This window comes from Streptomyces sp. NPDC001222, from assembly GCF_042896945.1.
Taxonomy (GTDB): Bacteria; Actinomycetota; Actinomycetes; order Streptomycetales; family Streptomycetaceae; genus Streptomyces; species Streptomyces gibsoniae.
On the sequence record NZ_JBIAXT010000020.1, the window covers coordinates 52,001 to 74,577 of the forward strand.

Sequence of the window (22,577 nt, forward strand, 5' to 3'; positions counted from 1 at the left end):
GGAACGGGGGCGGCCCCACCATGGCTGCCGGATGTTCGGTCAGAGCCAGCCGTTGCGTTTGAACCCGCGGTAGATGACGGCACAGACCACCACGATCACGCCCAGCGCGAGGGGGTAGCCGAAGCGCCAGTGCAACTCGGGCATGTACTGGAAGTTCATGCCGTACATACCGGTGACCATGGTGGGTACGGCGATGACCGCGGCCCAGGCCGTGATCTTGCGGGCGTCGTCGTTCTGGGCGACTGCGACCTGCGCCAGGTGGGCCTGGAGAATCGAGTCGAGCAGGGCGTCGAAGCCGGTGATCTGCTCGGTGACACGGGAGAGATGGTCGGCGACGTCACGGAAGTACGCGCGTATCTCCGGGTCGACGGTGCGCGGCGGAGTCGTGGAGAGCACCTCCAGCGGACGGCCGAGCGGGACCACGGCCCGCTTCAGTTCCAGGAGTTCGCGCTTGAGCTGGTAGATGCGACCGGCGTCCGCGTTCCTGATGCCGTTCGGTGAGAAGACCTCGGTCTCGACCTCGTCGATGTCCTCCTGGACGTCGTCGGCGACGCTCACATAGTCGTCGACGACGTGGTCGGCGATCGCGTGCAGCACCGCGGAGGGGCCCTTGGCCAGTTGCCCGGGTTCGGCCTCCAGATCCTCGCGGAGCGGGCCGAGGGAGCCATGGCGTCCGTGGCGGACGGTGACGACGAAGTCGGGGCCGATGAAGACCATGATCTCGCCGGTGTCGACGACCTCGCTGGTCGCGGTCAGCCGCTCGTGTTCGACGTAGGTGACCGTCTTGAGGACGGTGAACAGCACGTCGTCGTACTGCTCCAGCTTGGGCCGCTGGTGGGCCTGCACCACGTCCTCGACGGCGAGCGGGTGCAGGCCGAACAGCTCGGCGACGCGCGCGAACTCCGCCTCGGTGGGCTCGTGCAGGCCGAGCCAGACGAAGCCGTCACCGTGTTTGCGGACCCGGGCGAGGGACTCCTCGACGGTGGGGGCGGTCTCCTGGCGGACGCCGTCGCGGTAGATGACACAGTTGACGACGGCCGAGCCGAGCGGGGAGCGGGCGGGGTGGCTGAGGTCGACGCGACGGCGGTCGCGACGCGTCAGGCCGGCCACTTTGCGCAGGTTGCCGACCATGGACATAGGGGTACTCTCCTTCGCCGGGTCCGCGCAGTGTGGCAGCAGCGGGTAAGGACCGGGTCAAAGCCGGTGCTCACGGCGGGATGAGCGGCGACCGGGAGGCGCATGCCGACCAGGAGGCGCACGTTGACCAGGAGGCGCACGCCGACCACGACGACCACGCCGGCGCCGACGGCGCTGACGGCGCTGACGGCGCTGACGAGCGGGTGGCCGAAGGGCCGGGGCGGCGCAGACATCTTGATGACGCGAGGCCTCAGCCGCACCAACGGTTAACATACTTGCATGGAGGCGCAAGTAACGTCGTGGGACGAGGAGCGGGCCGAGCGGTCGGTGGCGGTACTCAAGGCGGTGGCCGACCCCTCGCGCTACCGGCTGCTGTGGGCGCTGAGCGAGCGGGAGCTGCCGGTCAGCCACCTGGCCGAGCTGATCGAGGCGCATGTCGCGGCCACCTCCCAGCACCTGGCGAAGCTGCGTACCGCGGGGCTGGTGACCTCTCGGCGGGAGGGCACGCGCATCTTCTACCGGGCCGCCGGTCCGCAGGTGCGGGCACTGCTGGAGAGTGCGGTGCTGGCATCGGCCGAGGTGGTGACCGCAGGTGGTGCGGAAGCGGCGCCGGCAGGTGAAGCGGCCGCCGTGCAGGAGCAGGACGCCCCGGCACGGGTGACCAGGGCGCGGCGGACCGCCGCCGAACACTGAGACCGGCGCGTCTGCGCCGGCTCAGGCCTGCTCTTCGCCGGTCAGGGCCATGCGCTTGTCATCGACGTCATCGTTCTCGTCGTTCGCCTCGCTCTCGTCGAGGTGGGACTCCTGCGGCTCGGCGTCGTAGGAGTACAGCTCGGCGTAGCGCCCCCAGTCGGTGGCCGTCTCCAGCTGACGGGTGACTTGCTCCGTGGTGAAGTGGTGGGCCAGCAGATCACGGAAGAAGCCGGCGCGGAGACTGCCGCCGGAGTTCTGCCGCAGGCTGTTGGCGATCAGCGTGACCGGTGGGGAGTGTCGGACCGCCTCGGCGAATATCTTCTTCGACTCCTGGACATCGGCGTCCGCGAAGGCGGTATCCGTGTCCGTCAGGAGCAGGTCGTCCCCACTGAGGCTGGTGAAGCCCAGCAGGTCCAGGGCATCGACCTGAGGCATCAGATCGTCGTTCTCCAGGCCGAGTACGTCGGCGAGGTCGGCCAGGTCGCAACGGCCGCCGCGATGGAGCACCATCTCCGCGAGCCCCGACAGTCCGTCCACGCTCGCCGGGGGCAGCGGGGTGTTGGCCGGGCTGCGACTCGGCCTCCGCAACCCCGGCACACGTCTGAGTGACGCTCTCGCCAGGGTTGCAAAGCCAACCAGTAGTCCGCAGGATGGAGCCGAGCCGGCCATGAGGCCCGAAGGGAGCGGCTGCCGGCCGGCCAGGACTTCGGCAGATCGCAATCCTGACATGCGGCGCCATCCACCGGAACGGGCCAGATGCCTCGGGGTCTCGAGGCAGGCCCCCGGCCCCCTCACCTACGGCGTCCGCACACCCCAGCCCATCCGTTTCACGGCACCGTCCGCCCCCGAGGGAAGCGCCGCACCCACATACTGCGCGCGCGGTCGAGGTGACGCGGCACCCCCTGTTCAGCGCAACAGAAGCAAGGCGGGTCCCGCCGTCGCGGACGGTCCATGGTGCATCCAGGACAGGAGAAGAATCGATGACGATACGCGCCCGGCGGCTCGGCAGACGCCGCTCCACGGCTCTGCGCACGGCGGCCCCACTGGTCTCCCTGGTACTGGCCGCTTCCGCATGCGGCGAAGCGGCCGCGCACGGGAATGCCACCGACTCCGTCAGAGCCGCCTCGAACAGCCCTGGCGCGCAGGCTCCTGGCGCCACCGGCTCTCTGCCCGGCTACTCTCCCACCGGGGGGGCCTCGGCCACCACCACTCTTTCGGCCGCAATCGCTGCTTCGGATGCCACCGTCACCGCTCCGGCGGCGGCGAGCGTCGTCCCGCCGCTCGCCGCCGCCACCTGTGTCGACAAATACTTCTCCGCCATGACCACCGCGCAGCGGGTGGGACAGCTCTTCATGGGCGGCGTCTCCGCGGCCCGGCCCGACCAGGCTCAAGTGCGAACTCTGCGGGCCAACCACGTGGGGTCGATCATGCTGACCGGGCGCAGCACCGCCGGCACACGGGCGACCAAGACAGTGGTCGACAGCGTACGGAGCCAGGCGGACCAGGTCGGTGGGCATCGCGTGGGCATGTTCGTCTCCACCGACCAGGAGGGCGGCCAGGTGCAGGTGCTGAGCGGCCCCGGGTTCTCGACCATACCCAACGGGCTGACCCAGGGCAGCTGGTCGACCACGACCCTCCGCAGCCGGGCGACCGACTGGGCCAAGCAGTTGAAGGCCGCCGGCGTCAACCTCAACCTGGCTCCGGTCGCCGATGTCGTCCCGGCCTCCCTCGGCACCCGCAACGGCCCGATCGGCCGCTACTACCGCGAGTACGGCCACACACCCGACGTCGTGAGTTCCCACAGCGGCGCCTTCGCCGGCGGCTTCGCCCAGGCGGGCGTCATGACCACGCTCAAGCATTTTCCCGGGCTGGGCCAGGTGCTCGGCAACACCGACACCACCGCCAACGTGAAGGACTCGGTGACGAGCGCCGGCAGCGCGAGTCTCATCCCGTTCCGTAACGGCATCCGGGCGGGTTCGCCGTTCGTGATGATCTCACTCGCCACGTACACCAAGATCGACTCGCACCATCTGGCGGCCTTCTCGCCGACGGTCATCGGTCAAGTGCTGCGCACCCAGCTCGGCTTCAAGGGCGTGGTCATCTCGGACGACCTCGGCCAAGCGGTGGCGGTACGGTCCTTCACCCCCGCCCAGCGAGCGGTGAACTTCCTTGCGGCGGGCGGGAACATGATCCTTACGGTGCGGCCGGACGTCGTACCGGCGATGGCGCAGGCGGTCCAGACCCGGATGCAGCAAGACGCCGCCTTCCGCGCCAAGGTCAACGACAGCGTGCGTCGGATCCTCACCGCCAAGCAGAACGCGGGCCTGCTCGTCTGCAGCTGAACGCCGGACAGTCCGCAGCCCAAGACGAAAGGTGGCTGGCGCGGGCACTGACCGGACGGGCCGCGTACGGCCGATGGCACCGTTTTCTGTGGGCCGTCGGTGGCGACGTGGCCCGCAGCCGCTCGCGCCTGCCTCGGGGGCACCCGCGCCACCCTGCACAATCACCCCGGCCAAGACGTACGGACGTGTCGGAGCGGCTGAGGAGAACGACCGATGGACACAGCAGGACGCCCGGACCGGAGAACCCTGCTCGCCGGCGGGCTTGTGGGCGCGACGACCGTGCTCGCGAGCTGTTCATCGACGAGGACGGAACCGACCGCGAAAGGCCTTTCGCCGGAGCCGCAAGCACGCCCGACCTCGCCCGCCACCGCCCTCGCCAGAATGGTGGAAGGCAACAAGCGCTGGGTGAGCGGAGATCTACGACACCCCGACCGGGACCCGGACCGGCGTCAGTTCGTGGCACAGGAGCAGGAGCCTTTCGGAGCGATCCTTTCGTGCATCGACTCCCGCGTGCCCCCCGAACTCCTCTTCGACACCGGACTGGGTGACCTCTACGTCATGCGCACGGGCGGGACGGCGGTCGGCCCGGTCGTCACCGGTTCCGTCGAGTACGGCCCCATGACGAGTGGCACTCCGCTCGTCGTGGTCCTCGGGCATCAGCGCTGCGGCGCGGTCAAGGCGGCGTACGGCGCCTTGCAGGACGGCAAGCGGCTGCCCGGCAGTCTGCAGGCGATCGCCAGGGCTCTGCGGCCGGCGTACCAGCAGGCGGTACGGGAAGGGGGCACGGACCCGGTCGAGACGATGGCCCGTGCTCAGGTCAGGTTGACCGCGAAGGCGCTGCGCTCCAACCAGGACCTGGCACCGCTCGTGGACAAGGGCGCCCTCGCCGTGGTCGGCGCCTACTACTCGCTCGACACCGGCAAGGTGGAGGTCCTGGACGGCGCGCCCTCCTGATGACGCGTCGGAGGAAGTGGACAGCTTGCGGGGCAGGCGAAAGAGACCGCACCACCTCACCGAGGCGACCCGAAGGTGCTGACAGCCACCGTGGCAGGCGGAGGCCATGTGTCGCCCGGGCGGTGGTCAGGGCATGCCACTCGCGGAGTAATGAGCGGGTTGGACTGTTCGGCCGTGTCACGCTGTGGCCTCGTTTGATCACGGTCGTGTCAGGAGGCCGGGGTGTACCGCTCCCATGAGTGGCTGTACATGCGGATGCGCCGTGCCCGCAGGGCGGACCCCGAGGTCTCGACTCAGACGTCGGTCCGGAACCACCGAGTGCCCCGGAACGCCGTGACGAAGGCGCGGGCGTCGGCGGACGAGGGCAGGCCGAGGCGTTCGAGGTGCCGGGCGGCGTACGCATCAGCCACAGGTTCCGCTGCTACGGACAGTTCTTGGCCACCGCTGTCATCGCCGGGATGCAGGACGCACTCGAGTTCGGATCGGTCGGCACCGACCCGGTGGCCCTCCGAGCCCGCAAGGTCGTCGAGAACCAAACCCTGGAGACGGACCTCGGCGCCCGCGAGCATGAGGCCGTCCGCACCTCCGTGAAGCACAGGCGGGGTCGCGGCGAAGGTGGTCCCGCTGCGTGCGAGGCGCCGTCCATCGGCGGTTCCGCGTCCGTCCGCTGCCGGACCGGGCCCCGTACGACCGGCAGTCGAAGCCGACCACCAGAACCGTGAACCAGAAGGGCACGAGCGCATGAGCCCCGCGAGGACCGCCGAGCACCCCGAGACCGCGTCGGTGCGGGCCGCGCAGTTTTCACGTACGAAGCAGGCCCCGGCCGCCATGCACCTCAGCTCGGCGATCGCCCGCTTCAGCACGGTGGGCTCCTTGTGCCTGGACGAGTTCGGCTGCGTGGCCCCGGAGGAGAAGGCCACCGGGAGCGTGTACCGCGCCGCCGGGACGACGTGATGGCGGGCGGGGAGGAGGGGCAGGCGCCGAGGCGTCCGCCCCACCCTGACCTGCTGCTGCGTCTGGACGCCGAACTGAGCCGGATCGACGAGCAGTTGCGCGCCCTGGCCGCGGCGAAGGACCGGATCCAGGGCTTGCTGGATGCGGTGGTGGCCATCACCAGGGAGGTGGAGTTGCCCTCGGTACTGCACCGCATCGTGACCACCGCCATGGATCTGGTCGGCGCCCGCTACGGGGCACTGGGCGTACTCGACGAGTCCGGTGAGTACCTTGAGCAGTTCATCGCCGTCGGCCTGTCCGAGGGGGAACGCGCGGCCCTGGCCGAAGTGGGGTTTCCGCGCGGCATGGGCGTGCTCGGACATTTCATCCGCCACCCAGAGCCCCTGCGGCTCGACGACATCGCCTGCCACCCGGCCTCCGTCGGGTTCCCGCCCGGCCACCCGCAACTGAGCACCCTGCTCGGCGTCGCCGTCAGCATTCGCGGCAAAATCTACGGCGACCTCTACCTTTCCGAGCGACGCGACGGACAGCCCTTCGACGTCTACGACGAGAACATCCTCGTCGCCCTCGCCAGTGCCGCCGGCGTCGCCATCGACAACGTCCGCCTCTTCGAACAGGTTCGTGCCGGATCAGAACAGTTCCAGCGGCTGTTGCTGCCGACGCTGTCCGACATGCGGCCTTTTGACGCCGCCGCCATCTACCGCCCCGCCGCCGAACCCAGCCCGCTCGGCGGCGACTGGTACGACGCCATCCTGCTGCCCGACGGCGCTGCCGCGGTCGTCATCGGCGATGTGGTCGGCCATGACCTGCTTGCCGCGGCCGCCATGGCCTCCACCCGCAACATGCTGCGCGCTCTGCTGTTCCATCTACGCACTCCGCCCAGCGAGATCCTCGCCCAGCTCGACCGCACCCTGCAGGCCATCACCGACAACCCCGTCACCACCACGAGCCTGGCGCGTATCGAACCCGCCGGGTCCGCCTGGAGGCTGCACTGGAGCACCGCGGGCCACGTCCCACCTCTGCTGATCACCCCCGACCACCGGGCGCAGTACCTGTCCGCCGAGCCCGGACTGCCGCTGAACGTCTCCTACGCCCAAGACCGCCCGGACCACACCCATCCCCTGCCTCCGGGCTCCACCGTGGTCTTCTTCACCGACGGGCTCATCGAACACCCCGACCACCCCATCGACGAAAGCCTTGACGCACTGGCCGAACTGTCCATCAGGTACGCAGCCCTGCCCCTGCAGGACTTCGTCCAGGCACTGGCCGACCACCACCCCAGCGACGGGCACGACGACATGGCCGTCCTCGCCCTGCGGACCCCCCGATGACCGCCGTTCACCGTGACGGGCTCCGGCGCGGCGGCATGAAAGTTCTGCAGATCTGCGCCGTCGCCGCGCTCTATTACGCGTCCGGCAGGCTGGGGCTGCTCCAGGAACTCGTACGCGGCCAGGTCACCCCGCTGTGGCCGCCGACCGGCATCGCCGTGGCCGGCCTGCTCCTGGTCGGCCTGGGGGTCTGGCCCGGAGTCACACTCGGCGCGTTCCTGATCAACATCTCGCTCGGGCCATCGGTCCCCGCCGTGCTCGCGATCACGGCGGGCAACACCCTTGCGCCCCTGTGCTCGTACGCGCTCCTGCGCCGCGCGGGGTTCCACACCGCTGTCGACCGCTTCCGCGACGCGCTCGCACTGGTCTTCCTCGGCGGGCTCACGAGCATGCTGATCAGCGCGACGGTGGGCAGCGTCGCCCTGCGCCTCGCCCATGCGCTGCCCGCCAACGGATTCTGGTCCACGTGGTGGGTCTGGTGGACCGGTGACGCGATGGGCGTTCTGGTGGTCACCCCCGTGCTGCTCGTCCTTCGCTCGGCACACTGGCCGAAGCACGCCCCACCCATCCGCTGGGAAGAGGGAGCGCTGCTCGTCACGGCCGCCATCGGCGTCGGCTTCCTCGAAAACGCTCCGGTCCCGCTGATCTTCCTGGCCTTCCCGCTGGTGACCTGGGCCGCCTTCCGCTTCCAGCTCTCCGGAGCCGCACCCTGTGCGCTGGCCGCATCCACCGGGGCGATCCTCGCCGCCACCCGCAGATCAGGCTCGTTCGCCGGGCACACCGTTCTCACCGACATGATCGCCCTACAGGCGTTCAACGGAGCCGCCGCGATGACCGCGCTGCTGCTCTCCGCAGCCATCACCGAACGGAACCAGACCCAGGAGAAAATCGAACAAACCTGTAGGCGGCTGGCCGAGATGACGGCACGGATCGCACCCGACACCGGCGGGCCGTCGGCGCCTCCCGTCGACGGGGGCGAAAAGGGGGAGAACGGCGGACCTACGCGTCCGTCGTGATCGATCGACTCGTGATCCTCGCAGCACCGCCAGGGACAGCCGACGCCCGGCCGAGGAGCCCCGGTCCGGCGACGGCCGCGCCCCGATTGTGCACGAACACTCTTCATCTCGATTGGATAACGAGTCTGGTCCAAGAGGGATTTGAAAGGTTCATGCCCATGTTGGCTGGCCCTCGGCCCTCGGCCACGCAACGGATCGAAGGTAACCCTGCCTGTCCTCTCGTCCACCCGCCCTTCGGAGGTCCATGTGTCACCGCTCGACCGCCGTACGTTCCTCAGAGGAGCAGCCGTCGTCGGCACTGCTCTGGGGCTGGACGCCCTGCCCACCACGGAGCACGCAACGGCATCGGCCGTATCCGGGGGGATCACCGATGTGAAGCACGTGGTCGTCCTGATGCAGGAGAACCGCAGCTTCGACCACTACTTCGGCGCGCTCAAGGGCGTCCGGGGCTTCGCCGACCGCAGCGCCATCACGCTGCCGGGCGGCTATTCGGTCTTCAACCAGCCGTCCGGAGCAGGACGCCAGTACCCGTGGTCGATGAGCGCCACATCGCCCTGGCTCGGCGTCGACGGTGAGCGGCTCGCCCAGTGCGACGGCTCGCTCGACCACGGGTGGTCCTCACAGCACAAGGCCTGGAACAACGGCAAGATGGACAGCTGGGTGTCCGCCAAGGGCACCAACCGCACCATGGGGTTCCTCAACCGCGGTGACATCCCCTTCCACTACGCCCTCGCCGACGCCTACACCCTGTGCGACGCGTACCACTGCTCGATCCTCAGCGCGACGGGCCCCAACCGCACCTATCTGTGGGGCGGCATGATCGACCCCAACGGCACCGCCGGCGGTCCCGCGTACGACGGCGCGGACGAGTCCGGACTGAAGTGGCAGACCTACGCGGAGGCACTGCAGAACGCGGGCGTGAGCTGGAAGGTCTACCAGAACGCCGGCGACAACTTCGGCGACAACGGCCTCGCCTACTTCTCCGCGTTCGCCAACGCCTCGGCAGGCAACCCGCTGTACGACCGGGGCATGGCGTCGGTGCCGCGAGCCACCGGCTCGACGCCCGACGACATCGCGGCCGCCATCCGGCACGACGTACTGAACGGCACCCTTCCGCAGGTCTCCTGGGTCGTCGCCAACCAGGGTTTCTCGGAGCATCCCTCCGCCCCGCCGAACGACGGCGCGCACTTCATCAACCTGGTGATGCAGGCACTCAACGCGGACTCGGCCGTCTTCAACTCCACCGTTCTGTTCGTCAACTACGACGAGAACGACGGCTTCTTCGACCATGTGCCGCCGCCGGTCCCGCCGGCCGGAACCTCGGACGAGTTCGTCAACGGGGCGCCGATCGGTCTCGGCTTCCGGGTGCCCATGTTCGTGGTCTCGCCCTGGAGCCGCGGTGGCTGGGTCAACTCCCAGGTCACCGACCACACGTCGGTCATCCAGTTCCTGGAGACCTGGACGACGGCACTCGGCACCCCCGCGCGCTGCCCGAGCATCAGCGCCTGGCGCCGCAAGGTGACCGGCGACCTGACCAGTTGCTTCGACTTCACCTCCCCCGTCTACGGGATGCCGTCCCTGCCCTCCACCAGCACGGTCATCGGCCAGGTCCACTGCTATCTGCTGCCGAACCCGAGCTCCAACACCAACGCGCTGCCCGCGCAGGAGCCGGGCACCAAGCCGGCCCGGGCCCTGCCGTACCAGCCGAACGCCTACATCGGCCGGTTCGACTACAACGCGAACGGCCAGGTCCTGGCCTGGATCGACCTGGCGAACCAGGGCGTCCAGGCCACCGAGGCGGTGCACTTCTCGGTCTACGCCAACGCCTACCGCAGCGGTGGCCCGTGGCAGTACACCGTCGACCCCTACGACGCCGCCACGCACACCGACGGCCAGGTGGAGGACTACATCAACGTCGGCAGCGGCTACGGCGACGGCCTCTACGACCTGAGTGTCGTCGGCCCCAACCGCTTCCTGCGCCGGTTCACCGGCAATGCCCTCGGGCCGGCCAAGGGCATCGAGGTCGGCTGCTTCTACGCCCCGGCCCCGAACACCGGTAAGCAGGCGGTCTGGTTCCGTATGACGAACCAGACCGCCGCGGACGTGACCTTCACCATCACGTCGAACAACTACCGGGGCGACGGACCCTGGACCTATCGGGTGACCGCCGGACAGTTCACGGACGACTACTTCAACGCCGTGGCGTACAACGGCGGTTGGTACGACTTCACCGTCACCGTCAACGCCGACAGCTCCTTCTCGCGGCGCTTCGTGGGCCACATCGAGACGGGTGCGGCCAGCGTCACCGGCTGAGCCATCGGTCCGCACCTCGCCCGGGGTGCGGACCGAATCCCCTCCTCAGCGAGCGCTGCCCAGGTTCCGATCCGCATCGGAGCCTTCGAGCATGAGGGTGACTTCCTCGATACGGCGAAAACGGCCGTCGGATGCGAACTCGCCGAACAGGTAGACCTCCGTGCGCACGGTGGATCCGTCCCGCTTCGTGACGTGGACGGTGTGACGGTCGGCGTAGCGAGTGCCGTCGTACATCTCGTCGTGGACCTCGACGGACCCCTCGACGACGACCGTACGGAGGTGGGCGATGTGCTCCAGGAAGCCGTCGCGGTCGTCCCACCGGCCGTCCGTGCGCTGCCGGTAGTCGGGGGCGAAGTGCCGGTCGGCCGCCTCACGGAGGTCGAGACCGGAGTCGAAGAGCAGGTCGGTCAGTGCGGTGGCGATGCCGGTGCGATTCATCACGCGATCCTTTGTGGTGTCCAAGGGGCCTCCCAGGGGTGCCCCGACCGGAAGTGCGTGCGCGGCGCACGCTTCTTGCATCACTGTAGCCCATGCGCGTGCGCCACGCACGCTAATCTGGGAGGCATGAAGAACGATGTGGGGCATGAGATCGCCGACGCCTTGGGCGTACTGCTCAAACGCAGCACCCGTGTGGAGCTGTACCGGACCCTGACCGCCGGTCTGGGGGATGCCGTGGACGAACTGACCTACCCGGTGCTCAGCGGGCTGGCCAGGACCGGGCCGCGAAGCGCCGCCGAGCTGGCCCCCGATGCCGGACTCGACCGCTCCGGCGTCACCCGTCGCGCCTCCAGGCTCGAGGAGGCAGGGCTCGTACGACGTGAACCGGACCCCGCGGACCGGCGTGCGACGCTGCTCGCCCTCACGAGCGAGGGCGAGCGGACGGTGGAAGTCCTGCGCCAGCGCCTGTCCGCCCACATCGAGGCCGGCCTCGCCTCATGGTCGGCCGACGAAGCCCGAACCTTCGCCGCCCACCTCCGGCGCTTCGTCGACGACGGACCGTTCGCCTGAAGATTGTCCCGTCCGGACCTCGGAGCGAAGAAAAGAGATTGCCTCGAGGCCCGGGGCTCACGTTGGCTGAGCGCATGACAGAACTGCACACCGATCGCCTCACCCTGCGCGGATGGCGTGACTCGGACCTTGCACCATGGGCGTCGATGAATGCCGATGCCGAGGTCCGGGAACACTTGGGCGACCTGCTCACCCGCGAACAGAGCGATGCTTCCGTGGCGCGGTTCCAGGCCGAGTTCGACCGACGAGGCTACGGATGGTGGGCGGTCGAGGTGCAGGCCACGGGCGAGTTCATCGGCTTTGCGGGCTTGGACCAGGTGGACGACGACATGCCGTTCACCGGAGTGGAGATCGGCTGGAGGCTCGCCCGCCCGGCCTGGGGCCAGGGGTACGCCACCGAGGCCGCACGGACGGTCCTGGCCCATGGCTTCGAGGCGCTTGAGCTTCCCGAGATCCTCGCCGTGACCACAGCCGCCAACCTCCGTTCACAGGCGGTGATGCGTCGGATCGGCATGACCCGGAACCCGGCCGACGACTTCGACGACCCCACCGCACCCGAAGGACCGCTGCGCTCGAACGTGCTCTACCGCATCCGCCGCGGTCCGAGGATGTGACGTCTCCCTCCAGGACGCTCTACCGACAACTCGGTGACGGCAGGTCCGTGGGCCGGACACACTGCGGGAATGACTGATCATGATGGGGACGTTTCCGGTAGCCGGGTTCCGTTTCAAGCCCACGCTGGACGGAGAGCTGGTTGCGCTGCGACCGGTCACGGTGAACGACACGAACGCGCTCATGCCCATGTTCCAGGACGCGGAGACGATGCGGCTGACCGGCTACCACGCCGAGGGCGAGCCCGACGAAGCACGGCTACGGACGTGGTACGGCACGCGTGCTGACCACGATGACCGTCTGGACCTCGCGGTGATGGAGAAGCCGACGGGGGACGTCGTCGGCGAGGCGGTCCTCAACGATTGGGACGCGGGCAACGAGAGCTGCAACTTCCGTATCGCTTTCGTGCCCGGTGCCCACGGACGCGGGCTGGGAACCGAGGCGACCCGGCTGATCGTCGGTTACGGCTTCGAGAGGCTGGGGCTGCACCGCATCTCGCTCGAGGTGTACGCGTTCAATCCGCGAGCCCGCCGCGTCTACGAGAAGGTGGGCTTCGTTCCCGAGGGGGTTCTCCGGGACGCGCTGTTGTGGGAGGGCGAGCGGGTGGACGCCGTCGTGATGTCGATCCTCGCGCCGGACTGGTTCGAGCACCGCGGGTGGCCCGAACGGGGCGGCCGGGCGTCGCCTTGGGGACTGTCTCGGGGGCGCCGACCCTGAACAAGGCTCGAAGCGGGTGTACGGAGTCCAGGGAGTCGCCCAGTTCGCCTTCGGGTCCATGCATCCCGCCGCGGTGGCACGGCAGTTAAGCGAAGGTGGACCCCCCGGCCCCAGGTTCAACAGGGCGGGCGCAGGGCGCCCGCAGACACCCGCAGTACGCGACGCCGGATGCGAACCAGGAGGGCAGCGCCGCCTCGCAGATGGCCTCCGACGGGAAACGGACTTTCCTCGTACGAGGAGCGGCCGTGAATCAGCCGAGCGGAGCGCCTGGGTTGCTCCTCGATCGCCGCCAGCAGCCTGCCCCCCAGGAACGGCGAGGCGTCCACCAGCACGACACCCTTCTTCGTCACCCACACACATCGTGTTGATCACCCCTGGGTGACGAGTTGCAGGTCAGGGGAGGTTTTCCGCCCTCGTCGCCGGCGAGGCAGCTGCCCTGCCGTGCAGCATTGCGCCGTTTGCGAGGGTGCGGAGCCCGTACGTACGCCTTGCTGAACCTAGGTCTGGCTGGTCCACCTTCACCGGCCCGTCACGGCCCTGCGGGCGACACACTGGCGACATGAAGCAGAACGGCGAACTGGGTGACTTCCTGCGCTCGCGGCGGGCCCGTCTGCGCCCCGAGGACGCGGGGGGCGCCTTCAGCGGCGGCGCGCGCCGGGTGCCGGGGCTGCGCCGCGAGGAGGTCGCACGCCTGGCCGGGGTGAGCACGGACTACTACGCCCGCCTCGAACAGGGCCGCCACCCCCACGTCTCGGACGCGGTGCTGGAGGCCGTCGCCCACGCTCTGCGTCTGGACGACACCGAGCGCGGTTACCTCTTCGAACTCGCCCGGCCCGGAACACCAGGCCCGCACCGCCGCCGCCCGGCCCGCGCACCGCGTCTGCGGCCGGTGGTGCACGCCGCACATCGCGCTGCGCCACAGCAGCACGCCCTGGGTCGCCTCGGCATCCTCAGCCATGAACCGCGCCCCGAAGGTCCGGAACTTCAGGACCATCGGCGTGACGCGGCCGTCACCAGCCTCACCGCGAAGAACGCAAAGACCCCTGCCTGAGGAGGCGCACCGCGCGATCCTCCATCGGTCCGCCGGACCGAAATCCCCTCACTTGTTCAGGTGAGAGACAGATAGTCGATCAGTTATCAGGACTTGAGATCATGACATCCACCCAACGCATCCACACCCCGTTCGGAGAAGAGTCGACGGCCGCCGAGGTGGTCGAAGGCGTCGACCTTTCCGGTAAACACGCAGTCGTCACCGGTGCCTCGTCGGGGCTCGGCGCCGAGACCGCCCGCGCCCTCGCGAGTGCCGGGGCCTCGGTCACGCTCGCGGTCCGCAACACGGACGCCGGTGAGCACACCGCGACCGACATCCGTAAGACGACCGGCAATGACGCCGTGCATGTCAGGCCGGTCGACCTCGTCGATCGGGAGTCGATCGCCGCCTTCACGAGCGCCTGGACCGGGCCGCTGCACATCCTCGTCAACAACGCCGGAGTGATGGCTCTGCCCACGCTCGACCGTATACCGGACGGCTGGGAGATGCAGTTCGCGTCCAACCATCTCGGCCACTTCGCACTCGCGCTCGGCCTCCACGACGCACTCGCGGCTGCCGGCAACGCGCGCATCGTGTCGCTGAGTTCCCGAGGCCACCACGCCTCGCCGGTCGAATTCGACGACATCAACTTCAGCTCCCGTGCCTATGACCCGTGGCTCGCTTACGGACAGTCGAAGACCGCCAACGTGCTCTTCGCGGTCGGAGCCACCAGTCACTGGGCGGCCGACGGGATCACCGCCAACGCCGTCCACCCCGGCGTGATCATGGAGACCAACCTTTCTCGCTACATGGACCCGGAGCAGGCCGCACAGCTGCGCGCCGCTGCGGCAGCCGGGGAAGCCGGAGAAATCCTCGGCGCGCCCTTCCGGTTCAAGACGACCGCCCAGGGCGCCGCGACGAGCGTGGCGGTCGCGACCTCCGCCGTGCTGGAGGGCATCGGTGGTCGTTACTTCGAGGACTGCAACGAGGCGGAGACACTGACGCTTGAGGCCGTGGGGACCTCCTCCGGCGGCGTAGCCCCGTTCGCGCTCGATCCGGACGCCGCCGAGCGTCTTTGGGCGCTGTCGCTTGCCGCAGTGGGCGCGTAAGCAGCCCCCTCAAAACGCCACTCACTGCGTCGATTTCAGCGCCGGCTGTTCATTCGTCGAGCGCAGGATTCCATCGACACCGACTCGCGCTCGGCTGGGAACCTCCGGCCGAGCGCTGGTGGGCCTTGGCGCCCTCGATGGGCAGCCTGACGTTTTGGACCTCGGCGCACGCGAACACGTCAGTCATGGTCAGGCGGGCTGCCACAGCTCGATCCGATTGCCTTCAGGATCGGTCACCCAGCCGAATCGACCGACACCCTCCATCTCCTGAGTGTCTTGGGCCACGTCCGCTCCCTTGGCGCGCAGTTGCGCGAGCATCGCGTCCAAGTCGCGAACTCGGAAGTTGAGCATGGTCTGCTGGGCGCGAGACCCGAAGTAGTCGGTCTCGGACTCGAACGTCGCGAACACCGTCGCCCCGGCTTCCTGACGCCACAGGCCGTGCTCATCGGCGTCCAGGCCCAGGCATTCGCGATACCACGCATTCAAGGCCACCGGGTCGGCGGCTCGCATGAAGTATCCGCCGATTCCAAGCACTCGTTCCATGTGCCTATCTTGCCAGGACAGCGATCGCGCGGGCCGTCACCACACCATCCCCCACTTCACACCTCAGCGTGGTCCTCTGCCCGCCCCCACTCCAGTTGGGCATCGCTCAGCAAGCAATCCGCCGGCGACGGGGTCACTGCGGTCGGGCTCGGTAGAGGTCGCGCAACAGGGCGATCTCAGCCCCGTGGTGCAGCAATTCCTGGTTGACCCACCACACGATGTCGACGAACGGCTCCTCCGGGTCGCTGCCGTGCGGGTAGGTGCAGTACCCCACGGTGTCGAGTGCGGCGTCGTCAACGCTCAGCAGGGCCGTCCGCCAAGCCGCGGCAGCGGTGTCGAAGGCCGCGACCGCCCCCGCGGCGTCCCCGCTGACGGGGTAGTCGTCCCGGGTCAGCGCGCGGTTGCCGACGGTGTGGTCGGCGCGCAGGGCCAGCATTTCGCTGAGGTGGCTCAGGCGCCACGCGATGGTGGTGAAGGGCGGTGGCCAAGGGTGCGGGTAGGAGGCGGCGTCGCGTCCCCAGTCGCCGGTGCCCGCGAGGAGAGTCGCGCGCGACCCCGGCCCGTCCACGCGCCGCCGTACGGACCAGCAGTCGGGCACCGGTTCCCAGAGGTACTCGTCGTCGGTCATGGGGCCGCCGACCTCCGTGTCCGTCCCGTCGCCGCTGTCCATGACCGGCCCTGTCATACGGTCGGCGAGGCGTTTGCGGGCGAAGTCGAACTGCTCCAGCAGGGGATGCAGTCGGGGCGGTGTCGTCATCGACGCTCCTGTGTCGAACGGGCCCAGGGACGTTCCGCCACCCTGCCACAGCCGGCTTACAGCCGCGTCTCGATTTCTGATGCCACTTCACGCGTCCAGCAATGCCCTCGCCCTCAGCGGTCGACGGCTACCAGTCCCGTTGGGCGGTGGTCTTCGCCGGGCCCAGGACATCCACGTGGCCGTGATCGCCGTAGACGGAATCCCGCCAGTGGGCGAACACTTCGGCTGTGCGGTCCGCGTCGTCCTGTTCCATCACCCCGTAGTCGACCCGGACCACGGCGGTGCTGCGGGTGCTGTCCGCGGGCGTGCGGATGTAGGCGCCCGTCACGTGGGCGGCGATGGCGGCGTCCGCTTCTGGAGCGTCCGTTGAGAGGTACGCGCGGAATTCGCGGAGCATCGGGAACCAGCGGTGCGGACCGGCCGTCGGCACGCCCCCGTCGTCGTCCGTGGTGTCCCCCATGGGAGGGCCGGGGTCCTGCTGGTCGTCGGAGGTCGTGTCCGGCAGCGTCTGATCGTCGCTCGTCTCGTCCGGAAGGTTCTGGTCGTCGGAGGTCGTGTCCGGCAGCGTCTGATCGTCGCTCGTGTCGCCCGCCGCAGACGATCCCGGTCCAGATGTGGCGACCGCTCGCGCCCCTGCGTGTTCCGTACCGCAGGAGACCAGCGGCAGGCAGAGGCAGACGAGTGCCGCGACTACGGGCATCCGCCGAATTGTGATCTTCATGTGTGTCCCCCTTCGGGGGGTGAGAGGGATCCACACAGCCCGGGGTTCCGTGTCGCACGGTCCGTTGTTCTCGCCCAGCAGGCCGAGCATGCGGTGGAACCGTCACCCCGACCCACCTGCGCACCTCACTACGACGCCGACCGAACCGTGACGTGACTACGCGGAATCAAGAACCTTCGCCAGGACCAGTTCCCTGCGCACGCCGTCCGGCGACAGGTCGCCCGGCTCTCCGGTGTCCTTGAAACCATGACGCTCGTAGAGCGCGATGGCGGCACGGTTGTCCGGCATCACCGACAACCGCAAGGTCTTGGCATCTCTCAGCACAGCCCACCGCGCGATCTCTTCGACCAAGAGGTCTCCCACCCCCTGACCGCGAACCGTGGGACTGACCCACAAAGAGATCAACTCTGCGACATCCGGATCTTCGGCCGGGACGCCACTGACCATACCGACCGGGCCGTCCTGCGAGACTGCGACGACGTTGCGAGCGCCGGGAATGCCGAGACGGGCCCGCCAGCGCTCCTCCCGGTCGCCGTGCCCCTGCCACTCCGCCAACGTCGAGCCGAAGGCATACGGCGCCTCGGTGAGCGCCGCCAGCCGCAGCGCGCGCCACAGCGGCCAGTCATCCGGTCCCGGAGAAGTCAGTTCGATCATGCCAAGACGATGCTCCAGGACGGGTTCTGCTCGCAACCGAGATTGGAAGGGGTGCTTGAGGCGTTCCGGCATTGCCCCCACCTGGTCCGACCCGTCTGTTCGATCGGGTGGTGATGAGGCATCAGTGGGGTGCCGCGCTCATCGCGGTGGTGTCGGCATGTGTACGTGTGCCGCAGATGTCTACGGTGCGGTGCTGGTCCTCGCCCACCTGCGGAGTAGCCCCACGAAATTCATGTCGAGCGCAAGCGGCCTCGGTGCCGCCCTGGCCCTGGGCCCCGGTACGAGGTCCGTGTGCGTGGGCCGTGCAGGCTCCGCGCGCGGACCGTGCGGGATCCGGTCGTGCGTACGGTACGGGCTCCGGGCCTTCCGTGTCCTGCCCACGCCCGTGAATGCGCCCCCATGATGGAACTCTGGTAGACCTCCCGCGCAGTGTTCCTGCCGCCCCTGAGGGTGATGGGGGTGGTGATGACGGGCGGCCCGTTGGCGTCGAGGCTGGGACCCGTGTTGTGCACGGTGGTCAGTGTGTAGGAGCACCGGTCCGCCAACTGGATCGTCCCGATGGCTCTTGGCTCCCACTCTCGGCCATCCCTACCTCGATCGCTCGCGGGGCCGGGAAGCGGAACTCGCCGCGGACCCCCGGGCCCGGCAGGCCCCCGGGCGGATGTGGCACGAGGCGATGTGCCGCCGCTGCCGGTGTGGGCCGGTGAGGGTGTCGACCTCGTCGCCGGCCGGCCTCCCCCAGCCGATCGCGTCGCCGCACCGGCCGCTCCGGCCGACCACGCCCTGGCCCGGGCTGCGGGACACTGAACGACTTCTTCGGGACAGGCTTGAAGGTTCGGTGATATCCCTCACAGCAATGCGCGATCTAGACGTGCCCGATAGTAGAAAGCACCTTGCCGACAAAACGGAATTTGTCCGGCTTGATCCCCACGTATGACAGGCCGGGCCCTGAGGTGTTCCGCGTGCTCGGCCCCTTCGCACATTTCGCAAAGGCCGCAGCCTTCTGACGCGACAACAGACTTGCCTCAAGGCCACTCCGGCCGGACCAGCATGCCCTCACGCCCGCCGCAAGGGCCGTCCTGACCTACTAAGCGGGGTAGTAAGAAGGCTCTTTGCTCTCTCTGCGGCGCGCTCCTAAGAATCGACCCGGCAGGAGGTCGCCGCAGATCAGGAGCGGATCTTGAGGTCACGCATGGGAAAGCATCGCAAGGACAGCCGTTACCGGCGAATAATCGTGGCTACCGTCGCCGTGGGAGTCGTGGGCGCGCCGAGCGCCGCTCTGGCGTGTGTCGACTGGCAGGGCGGCGGTGGAAAGCAGACCCACAACGACGCGAAGGCTTCGACCTCGGTTTCCTGGAGCCACCCGGACCGGCCGCACCTCCTCTACGGCGAAGTGAACGTCGTGCCCAGCACGACGCCGTCGAAGTCTCCGACCACCATCAAGCGCACTCGGAAGGCCGCGCCCAAGCGCAAGGCTCCCGTGCGTCCCCGCCCCACGCAGAGCGAGGCCGCCCAGCAGCTCCGGGCGACGACGACCGCCGTCACCCCCAAGGCCACGGCGACCCCCACCCCGACGGCGACCGCCACGGCAGCTGCTGCCTCCCCCACGGCGCCCGCGGCCACCGCCACGGCCTCCGGGGTCACCGCCCGCGTCGTCCAACTCGTCAACGCCGAGCGCGCCAAGGTCGGATGCTCGGCCTTGACCGTGAACGCGACCCTCACCAAGGTCGCGCAGGCCCACAGCGACGACATGGCGGCCCACCAGAACATGTCGCACACCGGTTCCGACGGCTCCTCCCCGGGCGGCCGGATCAGCCAGGCGGGCTACAGCTGGCGCACCTACGGCGAGAACGTCGCCTACGGTTACGCCACTCCCGAGCAGGTCATGGCGGGCTGGATGGCCAGCCCCGGCCACAAGGCCAACATTCTCGACTGCGACTTCAAGGAGATCGGCGTCGGCCTCGCCCAGCCCAACAGCTACTGGACCCAGGACTTCGGCACCGCCCAGTGAGCGGCACCGCGCACCCTGGATGAGGCACGACGTGGCATGACCGCTCATCGGCTACGACCCCGATCCGGCCCCTCCTCGGCCGGTAGGGTCTGCTGGGGGCCGGGTTTCCGGCCCGCACGACCATGAGCGGCCCAGGAGACACGGTGCGGCAGGAGCACGGCAGCCCGGACAGCGAGCTGCGCTACCGGAGGGTCGCGGCCGAACTACGCGAGGCGATCATCGCGGGCGAGTACGCCACCGGTGCGAAGCTGCCTCCCGAGGGGACGCTGGCCGAGCGCTACGGCGTCTCCCGGGGCACGATCCGGCACGCGCTGGCCGTGCTGCGCTCGGACGGTCTGGTCACCTCCCGGCGCGGCACTCCGCGCACGGTGCTGGGCGGTCCCCGGGCGCAGAGCTTCTCGGAGCTGCTGAGCTTCACCAACTGGGCGCGCTCCATCGGCGAGACGCCGGGCGGCCGGCTGGACCGCGTGGTGCGCCGGTCGGCCGAGCCCTTCGAAGCCGGGCAGCTGGGCCTGGAGCCGGGGGCGGAGGTGTATCTGGTGCTGCGGCTGCGGACCTTGTCCGGGGAGCCGGTCATGGTCGAACGGTCCCTCTACCCGGCCCGGGTGGGCGCACTGGTGGCGGAGCTGCCGCCGGACGTCGTCTCGCACACCGAGGCCCTTGTCACCCACGGAGTGCTCTTCACCGACGCCGACCACACCATCGATCTCGCGTGGGCCGACGGTGATGACGCCCGGCTGCTGGAGTGTCCGCCCGGGCAGGTCCTGCTGCGCGAGCGGCGCCGCACGACGGATCCGGCGGGGGTGCCGGTGGAGTGGTCCGAGGACCGCTACCTGCCCGGCACCATCGCCTTCACCGTGCACAACTCCGTGGCCACCTCCACCCTGGGCCGCCGCCACCGGCCCGGCACGGCAACCCCTGGTGCTTAGAGCTCCGGACAAATTGGGAGTCCGGCTCGCGGCGTCTGGCACGCACGCTCGCACGCACCAGACGCCGCGAGCTGATCGGACCCCCATTTTGTCCGGAGCTCTTAGCCGCGCAGCAGCGCGGTCAGCAGCGGGAGGAAGTGTTCGAACGGCGGGGTGACCGCGTCCGGGTCCTTGGCCTCGTCGTCCCAGCGGCGGACGGCGACCGCGTCGGCCGCGCCCGGCAGCGCGGCGAACTGGGCCGCCTGCGCAGCGGTCATCACGCCGCCCTGGACCGCGAGCGTGTACTTCGACGCCTCCGACAGCCGGTCGTGGTAGCCCGGTTCCACCGCGCACAGATAGCGCTTGGCGGCCACGTGCAGCCGAACCGGCTCGGTGACCTCCGGCCCGAACCAGCGGCCCAGCACGTCGGCACCGGTGTGACTGTGCCGGTTGTCGTTGCCGGACATCAGCTCCCGGCCGGTGACGACGTCATCCTCGACATGCCCGACGTCGTGCAGCAGCGCGGCGGCCACCAGATGCGGCGGGGCACCCGCGGCCTCGGCCCTGGCCCCGGCCTGCAGCATGTGCTGGGCCATGGAGACCGGCTCGCCCAGGTACTCCGTCGCCCCGGCCCCGGCGAACAGTTCGGCCAGCTGTTCCAGGGTGTCCGCGCGGCGCAGTACGGCCAGGGTGCTCGCCAGCCCGTCCAGGTCGGCGTAGCAGCCCTGGAGGTGACGCGCCCCGTCCTGGGCGAACGCGGTACGGGCGTGCAGCAGCCGGGTGTTGTCGAACACCAGGCAGTCACCGGGCACCAGGCGCAGGTCCAGACGCAGCTCCGGGCGCAGCAGCAGCTCCGCGAAGGTGCGGTAGGCCGCGTAGAACGCCTCCAGTGCGTCGGCAGAGAGCCGCAGGGTGCCGATCGAACGGTTGTTGTAGCGCACCTCGCGTACGCGGCCCAGCGGGTCTGTGTCGATCAGCGGACGGTCGGCGCGCAGTTCGGTCCCCGCGTCACGGAAGACGAACGGTACGGGTGTACGGGAGAGCACCTTGAACGCCTCCGGGTCCTCGCGCCGCAGCAGCGCGGCTGCGGCGAACCCGTCGACGAGGCCTGAGTCCCCGCCGGCCGCGTCGTTGACCAGGCAGTGCAGCAGCTGCAGGGTCGGAACCGGGTCCCGGTACGGGTTGTCGGTGTGCGGTGTGATGGCGACCGAGGTGAAGGCGAGGTTGTTCGGGTCGGGCTCGACGCGTACGTCGAAGAGCTTGCCGTAGTTGGTCTCACGAACGTAGCCGAAGGTCTCCGCCACGGCGAGCACCTGGCCCTCGCGCGCGGGCACCCCGCGCAGCACCATGAAGCCCAGCCGCAGCACGGACTCCAGCAACCGCGCCCGCAGGGCCGGCTCGGCCAGGTACTCGTCCCAGGCCGCCGTGGGCACCCGGCCGGTCAGATCGCGTGCCGTCCACAGTTCCTTGCCGGCTTCGGTGCGCCGGTCCCGGTGCTCCGGTCCCCCGGGCCGATGGGCCTCCAGCCAGGCCTGCGGGTACGTCGATCGGTGCCCGTCGGGGTCCCAGGTCACCTCGACGGCCGGCTCCCCGGTGCTGTCGGCGGCAGCCACCGCAGCGACCCGCAGCCCGTCGGGAAGGGACCCGATCTGGAACAGCTTCTGGCCGGAGCGCGGATCGCGGCACCGGGTGCAGGGGCAGTTGTCGCGGAGCCACATCACCGGCAGGTCGCCGATCGGGAAAGCGGGCAGAGGGGACACATTCACTCCT

22 protein-coding genes and 1 pseudogene are annotated in these 22,577 nt (G+C 69.4%); 14 read left to right on the forward strand and 9 right to left on the reverse strand.

All coding sequences use genetic code 11. From position 1 onward, the window contains the following. Positions 1-39: 39 nt before the first annotated feature. Positions 40-1,137 (reverse strand): magnesium/cobalt transporter CorA, encoded by a 1,098-nt coding sequence (corA, locus tag ACFY2Z_RS25090; RefSeq protein ID WP_390746343.1) that lies wholly within the window; start codon positions 1,135-1,137, stop codon positions 40-42. Positions 1,138-1,416: 279 nt separating this feature from the next. Here corA and ACFY2Z_RS25095 point away from each other — a divergent pair, with 279 nt between their 5' ends. Further along, entirely contained in the window at positions 1,417-1,830 is a 414-nt protein-coding gene (locus ACFY2Z_RS25095) for an ArsR/SmtB family transcription factor (protein ID WP_390746344.1), read from the forward strand. 21 nt (positions 1,831-1,851) lie between these two features. On the opposite strand, the gene ACFY2Z_RS25100 is transcribed toward ACFY2Z_RS25095, so the two are convergent. Next, positions 1,852-2,427, reverse strand: a complete 576-nt coding sequence (locus tag ACFY2Z_RS25100; protein WP_390746345.1) for an AAA-associated domain-containing protein — start codon at positions 2,425-2,427, stop codon at positions 1,852-1,854. A gap of 383 nt (positions 2,428-2,810) precedes the next feature. On the opposite strand from ACFY2Z_RS25100, the gene ACFY2Z_RS25105 reads away from it, so the two are divergent. The 6 genes from ACFY2Z_RS25105 to ACFY2Z_RS25130 all read left to right on the forward strand — a co-directional run bounded on the left by ACFY2Z_RS25105 (position 2,811) and on the right by ACFY2Z_RS25130 (position 10,737). Further along, complete coding sequence (locus ACFY2Z_RS25105; protein ID WP_390746346.1) at positions 2,811-4,172, forward strand: glycoside hydrolase family 3 N-terminal domain-containing protein; 1,362 nt, start codon at positions 2,811-2,813, stop codon at positions 4,170-4,172. Between the two features lie 381 nt (positions 4,173-4,553). Next, the gene (locus tag ACFY2Z_RS25110) at positions 4,554-5,126 is read left to right on the forward strand and encodes a carbonic anhydrase (protein WP_390746347.1); all 573 of its coding nucleotides are present in this window, start codon (positions 4,554-4,556) and stop codon (positions 5,124-5,126) included. A 741-nt stretch (positions 5,127-5,867) separates the two neighbouring features. Next, on the forward strand, positions 5,868-6,080 hold the full coding sequence (locus ACFY2Z_RS25115) for a hypothetical protein (protein ID WP_390746348.1): 213 nt from the start codon (positions 5,868-5,870) through the stop codon (positions 6,078-6,080). After that, entirely contained in the window at positions 6,080-7,411 is a 1,332-nt protein-coding gene (locus tag ACFY2Z_RS25120) for a PP2C family protein-serine/threonine phosphatase (protein WP_390746349.1), read from the forward strand. Before ACFY2Z_RS25115 ends, ACFY2Z_RS25120 begins: the two co-directional genes overlap by 1 nt. Next, complete coding sequence (locus ACFY2Z_RS25125) at positions 7,408-8,424, forward strand: MASE1 domain-containing protein (RefSeq protein ID WP_390746350.1); 1,017 nt, start codon at positions 7,408-7,410, stop codon at positions 8,422-8,424. Before ACFY2Z_RS25120 ends, ACFY2Z_RS25125 begins: the two co-directional genes overlap by 4 nt. 246 nt (positions 8,425-8,670) lie before the next feature. Beyond that, positions 8,671-10,737 carry a phosphocholine-specific phospholipase C gene (locus tag ACFY2Z_RS25130; protein ID WP_390746351.1) on the forward strand — a complete coding sequence of 689 codons (2,067 nt, stop codon included), beginning with the start codon at positions 8,671-8,673 and terminating at the stop codon, positions 10,735-10,737. Positions 10,738-10,782: 45 nt separating this feature from the next. Here the strand turns inward: ACFY2Z_RS25130 and ACFY2Z_RS25135 are convergent, their stop codons facing one another. After that, a complete protein-coding gene (locus ACFY2Z_RS25135; protein ID WP_390746352.1) occupies positions 10,783-11,175 on the reverse strand; it encodes a nuclear transport factor 2 family protein in 393 nt (130 codons plus the stop codon). 126 nt (positions 11,176-11,301) lie between these two features. Here ACFY2Z_RS25135 and ACFY2Z_RS25140 point away from each other — a divergent pair, with 126 nt between their 5' ends. From ACFY2Z_RS25140 to ACFY2Z_RS25150, 3 genes are all read left to right on the forward strand, one after another. Further along, positions 11,302-11,745 (forward strand): MarR family winged helix-turn-helix transcriptional regulator, encoded by a 444-nt coding sequence (locus ACFY2Z_RS25140; protein ID WP_390746353.1) that lies wholly within the window; start codon positions 11,302-11,304, stop codon positions 11,743-11,745. Between the two features lie 74 nt (positions 11,746-11,819). Further along, the gene (locus ACFY2Z_RS25145; RefSeq protein ID WP_390746354.1) at positions 11,820-12,359 is read left to right on the forward strand and encodes a GNAT family N-acetyltransferase; all 540 of its coding nucleotides are present in this window, start codon (positions 11,820-11,822) and stop codon (positions 12,357-12,359) included. 82 nt (positions 12,360-12,441) lie between these two features. Then, positions 12,442-13,074: a GNAT family N-acetyltransferase gene (locus ACFY2Z_RS25150; protein ID WP_390746434.1), complete on the forward strand. Its 633-nt coding sequence runs from the start codon at positions 12,442-12,444 to the stop codon at positions 13,072-13,074. A 116-nt stretch (positions 13,075-13,190) separates the two neighbouring features. Here ACFY2Z_RS25150 and ACFY2Z_RS25155 read toward each other — a convergent pair whose 3' ends face one another. Continuing rightward, positions 13,191-13,424: a hypothetical protein gene (locus ACFY2Z_RS25155; RefSeq protein WP_390746355.1), complete on the reverse strand. Its 234-nt coding sequence runs from the start codon at positions 13,422-13,424 to the stop codon at positions 13,191-13,193. A gap of 209 nt (positions 13,425-13,633) precedes the next feature. Here ACFY2Z_RS25155 and ACFY2Z_RS25160 point away from each other — a divergent pair. Together ACFY2Z_RS25160 and ACFY2Z_RS25165 are read left to right on the forward strand one after the other, a co-directional pair. After that, a pseudogene (locus tag ACFY2Z_RS25160) lies at positions 13,634-13,969 on the forward strand (helix-turn-helix domain-containing protein); the annotation flags it as partial. 257 nt (positions 13,970-14,226) lie between these two features. Continuing rightward, positions 14,227-15,213 carry an SDR family NAD(P)-dependent oxidoreductase gene (locus tag ACFY2Z_RS25165; protein ID WP_390746356.1) on the forward strand — a complete coding sequence of 329 codons (987 nt, stop codon included), beginning with the start codon at positions 14,227-14,229 and terminating at the stop codon, positions 15,211-15,213. Between the two features lie 189 nt (positions 15,214-15,402). Here ACFY2Z_RS25165 and ACFY2Z_RS25170 read toward each other — a convergent pair whose 3' ends face one another. From ACFY2Z_RS25170 to ACFY2Z_RS25185, 4 genes are all read right to left on the reverse strand, one after another. Further along, the gene (locus tag ACFY2Z_RS25170; protein ID WP_390746357.1) at positions 15,403-15,756 is read right to left on the reverse strand and encodes a VOC family protein; all 354 of its coding nucleotides are present in this window, start codon (positions 15,754-15,756) and stop codon (positions 15,403-15,405) included. A gap of 133 nt (positions 15,757-15,889) precedes the next feature. Continuing rightward, positions 15,890-16,513 (reverse strand): DinB family protein, encoded by a 624-nt coding sequence (locus tag ACFY2Z_RS25175; protein ID WP_390746358.1) that lies wholly within the window; start codon positions 16,511-16,513, stop codon positions 15,890-15,892. A 127-nt stretch (positions 16,514-16,640) separates the two neighbouring features. Continuing rightward, complete coding sequence (locus ACFY2Z_RS25180) at positions 16,641-17,234, reverse strand: hypothetical protein (protein ID WP_390746359.1); 594 nt, start codon at positions 17,232-17,234, stop codon at positions 16,641-16,643. 156 nt (positions 17,235-17,390) lie between these two features. After that, positions 17,391-17,888: a GNAT family N-acetyltransferase gene (locus ACFY2Z_RS25185; RefSeq protein ID WP_390746360.1), complete on the reverse strand. Its 498-nt coding sequence runs from the start codon at positions 17,886-17,888 to the stop codon at positions 17,391-17,393. 1,192 nt (positions 17,889-19,080) lie between these two features. Here ACFY2Z_RS25185 and ACFY2Z_RS25190 point away from each other — a divergent pair. Further along, the gene (locus tag ACFY2Z_RS25190) at positions 19,081-19,899 is read left to right on the forward strand and encodes a CAP domain-containing protein (protein ID WP_390746361.1); all 819 of its coding nucleotides are present in this window, start codon (positions 19,081-19,083) and stop codon (positions 19,897-19,899) included. A 143-nt stretch (positions 19,900-20,042) separates the two neighbouring features. Beyond that, positions 20,043-20,828, forward strand: coding sequence for a GntR family transcriptional regulator (locus tag ACFY2Z_RS25195; RefSeq protein WP_390746362.1), 786 nt, complete (start codon positions 20,043-20,045; stop codon positions 20,826-20,828). A 101-nt stretch (positions 20,829-20,929) separates the two neighbouring features. On the opposite strand, the gene ACFY2Z_RS25200 is transcribed toward ACFY2Z_RS25195, so the two are convergent. After that, a complete protein-coding gene (locus ACFY2Z_RS25200; protein WP_390746363.1) occupies positions 20,930-22,567 on the reverse strand; it encodes a TauD/TfdA family dioxygenase in 1,638 nt (545 codons plus the stop codon). Positions 22,568-22,577: the final 10 nt, after the last annotated feature.

Excerpts from the sequence above, each read along its gene's own strand:
- corA (WP_390746343.1), bottom strand. The coding sequence starts at position 1,137 with ATGTCCATGGTCGGCAACCTGCGCAAAGTGGCCGGCCTGACGCGTCGC.
- ACFY2Z_RS25095 (WP_390746344.1), top strand. The coding sequence starts at position 1,417 with ATGGAGGCGCAAGTAACGTCGTGGGACGAGGAGCGGGCCGAGCGGTCG.
- ACFY2Z_RS25105 (WP_390746346.1), top strand. The coding sequence starts at position 2,811 with ATGACGATACGCGCCCGGCGGCTCGGCAGACGCCGCTCCACGGCTCTG.
- ACFY2Z_RS25110 (WP_390746347.1), top strand. The coding sequence starts at position 4,554 with ATGGTGGAAGGCAACAAGCGCTGGGTGAGCGGAGATCTACGACACCCC.
- ACFY2Z_RS25115 (WP_390746348.1), top strand. The coding sequence starts at position 5,868 with ATGAGCCCCGCGAGGACCGCCGAGCACCCCGAGACCGCGTCGGTGCGG.
- ACFY2Z_RS25120 (WP_390746349.1), top strand. The coding sequence starts at position 6,080 with ATGGCGGGCGGGGAGGAGGGGCAGGCGCCGAGGCGTCCGCCCCACCCT.
- ACFY2Z_RS25125 (WP_390746350.1), top strand. The coding sequence starts at position 7,408 with ATGACCGCCGTTCACCGTGACGGGCTCCGGCGCGGCGGCATGAAAGTT.
- ACFY2Z_RS25135 (WP_390746352.1), bottom strand. The coding sequence starts at position 11,175 with ATGAATCGCACCGGCATCGCCACCGCACTGACCGACCTGCTCTTCGAC.
- ACFY2Z_RS25140 (WP_390746353.1), top strand. The coding sequence starts at position 11,302 with ATGAAGAACGATGTGGGGCATGAGATCGCCGACGCCTTGGGCGTACTG.
- ACFY2Z_RS25145 (WP_390746354.1), top strand. The coding sequence starts at position 11,820 with ATGACAGAACTGCACACCGATCGCCTCACCCTGCGCGGATGGCGTGAC.
- ACFY2Z_RS25150 (WP_390746434.1), top strand. The coding sequence starts at position 12,442 with ATGGGGACGTTTCCGGTAGCCGGGTTCCGTTTCAAGCCCACGCTGGAC.
- ACFY2Z_RS25165 (WP_390746356.1), top strand. The coding sequence starts at position 14,227 with ATGACATCCACCCAACGCATCCACACCCCGTTCGGAGAAGAGTCGACG.
- ACFY2Z_RS25170 (WP_390746357.1), bottom strand. The coding sequence starts at position 15,756 with ATGGAACGAGTGCTTGGAATCGGCGGATACTTCATGCGAGCCGCCGAC.
- ACFY2Z_RS25175 (WP_390746358.1), bottom strand. The coding sequence starts at position 16,513 with ATGACGACACCGCCCCGACTGCATCCCCTGCTGGAGCAGTTCGACTTC.
- ACFY2Z_RS25180 (WP_390746359.1), bottom strand. The coding sequence starts at position 17,234 with ATGAAGATCACAATTCGGCGGATGCCCGTAGTCGCGGCACTCGTCTGC.
- ACFY2Z_RS25185 (WP_390746360.1), bottom strand. The coding sequence starts at position 17,888 with ATGATCGAACTGACTTCTCCGGGACCGGATGACTGGCCGCTGTGGCGC.
- ACFY2Z_RS25190 (WP_390746361.1), top strand. The coding sequence starts at position 19,081 with ATGGGAAAGCATCGCAAGGACAGCCGTTACCGGCGAATAATCGTGGCT.